The organism is uncultured Brachyspira sp. (genome assembly GCF_944390595.1).
Taxonomy (GTDB): Bacteria; Spirochaetota; Brachyspiria; order Brachyspirales; family Brachyspiraceae; genus Brachyspira.
Genome location: NZ_CALXRN010000034.1, coordinates 1 through 3,179, shown reverse-complemented (window position 1 = coordinate 3,179; position 3,179 = coordinate 1). Strand labels below are relative to the sequence as shown.

4 protein-coding genes are annotated in these 3,179 nt (G+C 27.6%); 2 read left to right on the top strand and 2 right to left on the bottom strand.

All coding sequences use genetic code 11. The features are described 5' to 3' along the window. Positions 1 to 311 (top strand): class II fructose-bisphosphate aldolase (locus Q0J90_RS01970; protein ID WP_297276311.1); only part of this gene is annotated, 311 nt, incomplete at its 5' end. A gap of 202 nt (positions 312 to 513) precedes the next feature. Continuing rightward, the gene (locus tag Q0J90_RS01965; protein ID WP_297276310.1) at positions 514 to 1,416 is read left to right on the top strand and encodes an S-adenosyl-l-methionine hydroxide adenosyltransferase family protein; all 903 of its coding nucleotides are present in this window, start codon (positions 514 to 516) and stop codon (positions 1,414 to 1,416) included. 43 nt (positions 1,417 to 1,459) lie between these two features. Here the strand turns inward: Q0J90_RS01965 and Q0J90_RS01960 are convergent, their stop codons facing one another. Together Q0J90_RS01960 and Q0J90_RS01955 are read right to left on the bottom strand one after the other, a co-directional pair. Then, entirely contained in the window at positions 1,460 to 2,128 is a 669-nt protein-coding gene (locus Q0J90_RS01960) for a hypothetical protein (RefSeq protein WP_297276309.1), read from the bottom strand. A gap of 115 nt (positions 2,129 to 2,243) precedes the next feature. After that, positions 2,244 to 3,179, bottom strand: a 936-nt coding sequence (locus Q0J90_RS01955) for a glycosyltransferase (RefSeq protein ID WP_297276308.1), incomplete at its 5' end; no start/stop codon positions are given.

Here is a 3,179-nt window from a genome sequence, read left to right as displayed (position 1 = left end):
CTATCGTACTTCATGGTTCTTCAAGCGTACCTCAAGAGTATGTAAAAATGATCAATGAAAACGGCGGTAAATTGGATGATGCTATAGGTATTCCTGAAGAGCAATTAAGAGAAGCTTCTAAGAGTGCAGTTTGTAAAATCAACATCGACAGCGATTCAAGACTTGCTATGACTGCTGCTATTAGAAAAATATTCCATGATGACCCTAAAGAATTCGATCCTAGAAAATATTTAGGACCTGCTCGCGATGAGATGAAAAAATTATACATGCATAAAATCAATAATGTATTAGGTTCTAATAATAAAATATAATAAAAATATAAAGGAGATAATGTGGGAAAACAGCACAGAAAAGTAGTTAAGCGTAAAAGAGCTTTAAGAAGAATTAAAAGACAAAAAGAAGCTCTAAATGCTAAAACTAAGTAATTAACTAAAAACACATACTTAAGGGCATAAGTTCATTCTTATGCCCTTAATTTTTTACAATTATGCTAGCTTAAACTAAGGATATAAAATGAAAAAAATACTATTAATCATATTATTATTTTATACAATACTAATATCTTGCGATACTAGAACAGAGAAAGCTCCTTTAGCAATACAAACAGATTTTGGGAAAAAAGATAATGCTGTTGCAAGTATGTACGGAGTGGCTTTAAGTGTAGATAAAGATTTAAAAGTTTATGATCTTACACATGAAATACCTGCATATAATATTTGGGAAGCTGCATTAAGACTTGATCAAACAGCTAGATATTGGCCTGAAGGTACTGTATTTGTAAATGTTGTAGATCCTGGAGTTGGTACGGATAGAAAATCTGTTGTAATGAAAACTACTAATAATTACTATTTTGTAACTCCTGATAACGGAGCATTAACTTTTGTAGCAGAAAGTTTAGGTATAGAAGAAGTAAGAGAAATTGACGAAGCTGTAAATAGATTAAAAAATTCTGATGAATCATATACTTTTCACGGCAGAGATGTTTATGTATATACTGCTGCTAAATTAGCATCTAAGCAAATCAGTTTTAAACAAGTTGGACAATCTCTAGGCACTAATATAACAAAAATAGATTATGAAAAAGCAAGATTTGAAAATGGTAAATTCTATGCTAATATTCCTATACTAGATATTCAATATGGAAATGTATGGACATTGCTTCCACGTAAATTAATGCTTGATAATGGAGTTCAAATCGGAGATATTTTAAATGCCTCAATTTATAATGATGGTAATTTGGTATGGAATGGAGATATTAAACTTGTAAATACTTTCGGAGATGTTCCTGAAGGAGATAATATGGCTTATTTTAATTCTGAGCTTAATTTTTCTATTGCTGTTAATATGGGAAATTTTTCTGAAAAATATAAAGTTTACAGCGGTCCTAAATGGAGTATAGAAATAACTAAAAAGTAATTATTATAAATTTTAAAGGCATATATAATATAAATGTATGCCTTTAGAATTTAGGTCCAAGCCTATATCCTATTTGAACGCCTACATCAATATTACCGTAACTTTCACCTTTTACAACATTAATGTCAGGCAAAGTATCAGACCAAGAGAATCCCCAGTCATATCCTATATAAAATCCAACATTAAAAGCCATATTATCCTTAAAAAATATTGAATAATTAAAAATACCTCTTATATATGTTCTAGGATTATCCATATAAGTTATTTCTCTTGAATAATTCTCTCTTTTATAATGTAATTTTGAAGGAAGTGTAAACTTAGCTCCTACATTAATACCTATAGAAAATCCTTTTATATTGAATTTTGGATAGAATCCTAAATATAAATCATTAACATACGCCTTGTAAATCTCAGATTCATTATTTTTTGAATAATTAAAACCGCTGTAACGATAGCCTAATGAACCTAATAAACTAACTCCCATATCATCTCTTATCTGAAACATGTATCCAATATCAGCCTCCAAGCCTATTTGAAAATTACCTCCTCCTTTAGGATTGCCTGAAACTGCAGGATTTTTTTCAACTAATGTAATGCCTGCACCTATTGGAGAATTTATTATTAGTTCAAAACCTCCAAGCTCAGAATAAGCAGTATATTGTACAAATATCAGCAAAACGCATGATACTATAATTTTTAATAACTTAAACATATTATATCTCCCAAACCTATTGCCTATATTTTATACCGGAATATAATAAACTCAACTATTTATAATTCTTTTTCAAACAGCATAAATACAATATTTTTCATAATTTTTAATATTATCATTCATCATTTTTATAATATTTATATCTATTCTCTTTATAGCGTATTGATACATCTTTATTAAATATTGTAAATCTAATATAATTATATTTATATTTAATCTTACTGTAATATTCTTTTATTGTATTAGATTCTATAAAAACAATAAACTCTTTTGAAAAATATTTGTTATAATCATCTTTATTAATATTTTTTAAAGCTTTATTCAAAGTATTTTTTATAATATCAAAAATTTTTCTCTCATCATCAGCTGTAAAATTTTTTGTTCTAAATGCTAAAAACGCTTCTCCTTCAATATATTTGGCAAAAGATAATGACTTGCTTTCCCAAAAATTATATTTACTGTAAAATTCTTCCAATAATTCAAACCATTTAGGTATAGCTACTAATAATATTTTAGGCTCTTTAACAGCTCTTTGTGAATCCTGCCCTGCCCTTTTTACATAATGATAATTTGTATTATATTCAAAACTGACATTATCAGTATACATTAAAAGTTCATGCGAAAATATACCATCCTCTCCAGGCTGAACATTCAAAGGATATCTTAAATATTTATGACAGTCTAATATAGATTTTTTTATAAACATTGAACATGTAGGAAGTGCAGAATGATAATCTTTATTTACTCTTTTATCCAAATTCCAAAAAGTACTTAATACTACTAAATCACTATTATTTTTTTTGGCATTGTTATAAAAAACTTCAATAAAATCATTATCTATATAATCATCGCTGTCAATACAAAATAAATACTCTCCTCCTGCTCTATCTATTCCATCATTTCTTGCTGCAGACACACCTGCATTTTTTTTATCTATTATAATTATTCTATTATCTTTATTGGCATATTCTTTCAATATTTCAAGAGAATCATCAGTAGAGCCATCATTAATGCATATTATCTCTAAATCTTTATACGTTTGATTAATTAC

Excerpts from the sequence above, each read along its gene's own strand:
- Q0J90_RS01965 (WP_297276310.1), top strand. The coding sequence starts at position 514 with ATGAAAAAAATACTATTAATCATATTATTATTTTATACAATACTAATA.
- Q0J90_RS01960 (WP_297276309.1), bottom strand. The coding sequence starts at position 2,128 with ATGTTTAAGTTATTAAAAATTATAGTATCATGCGTTTTGCTGATATTT.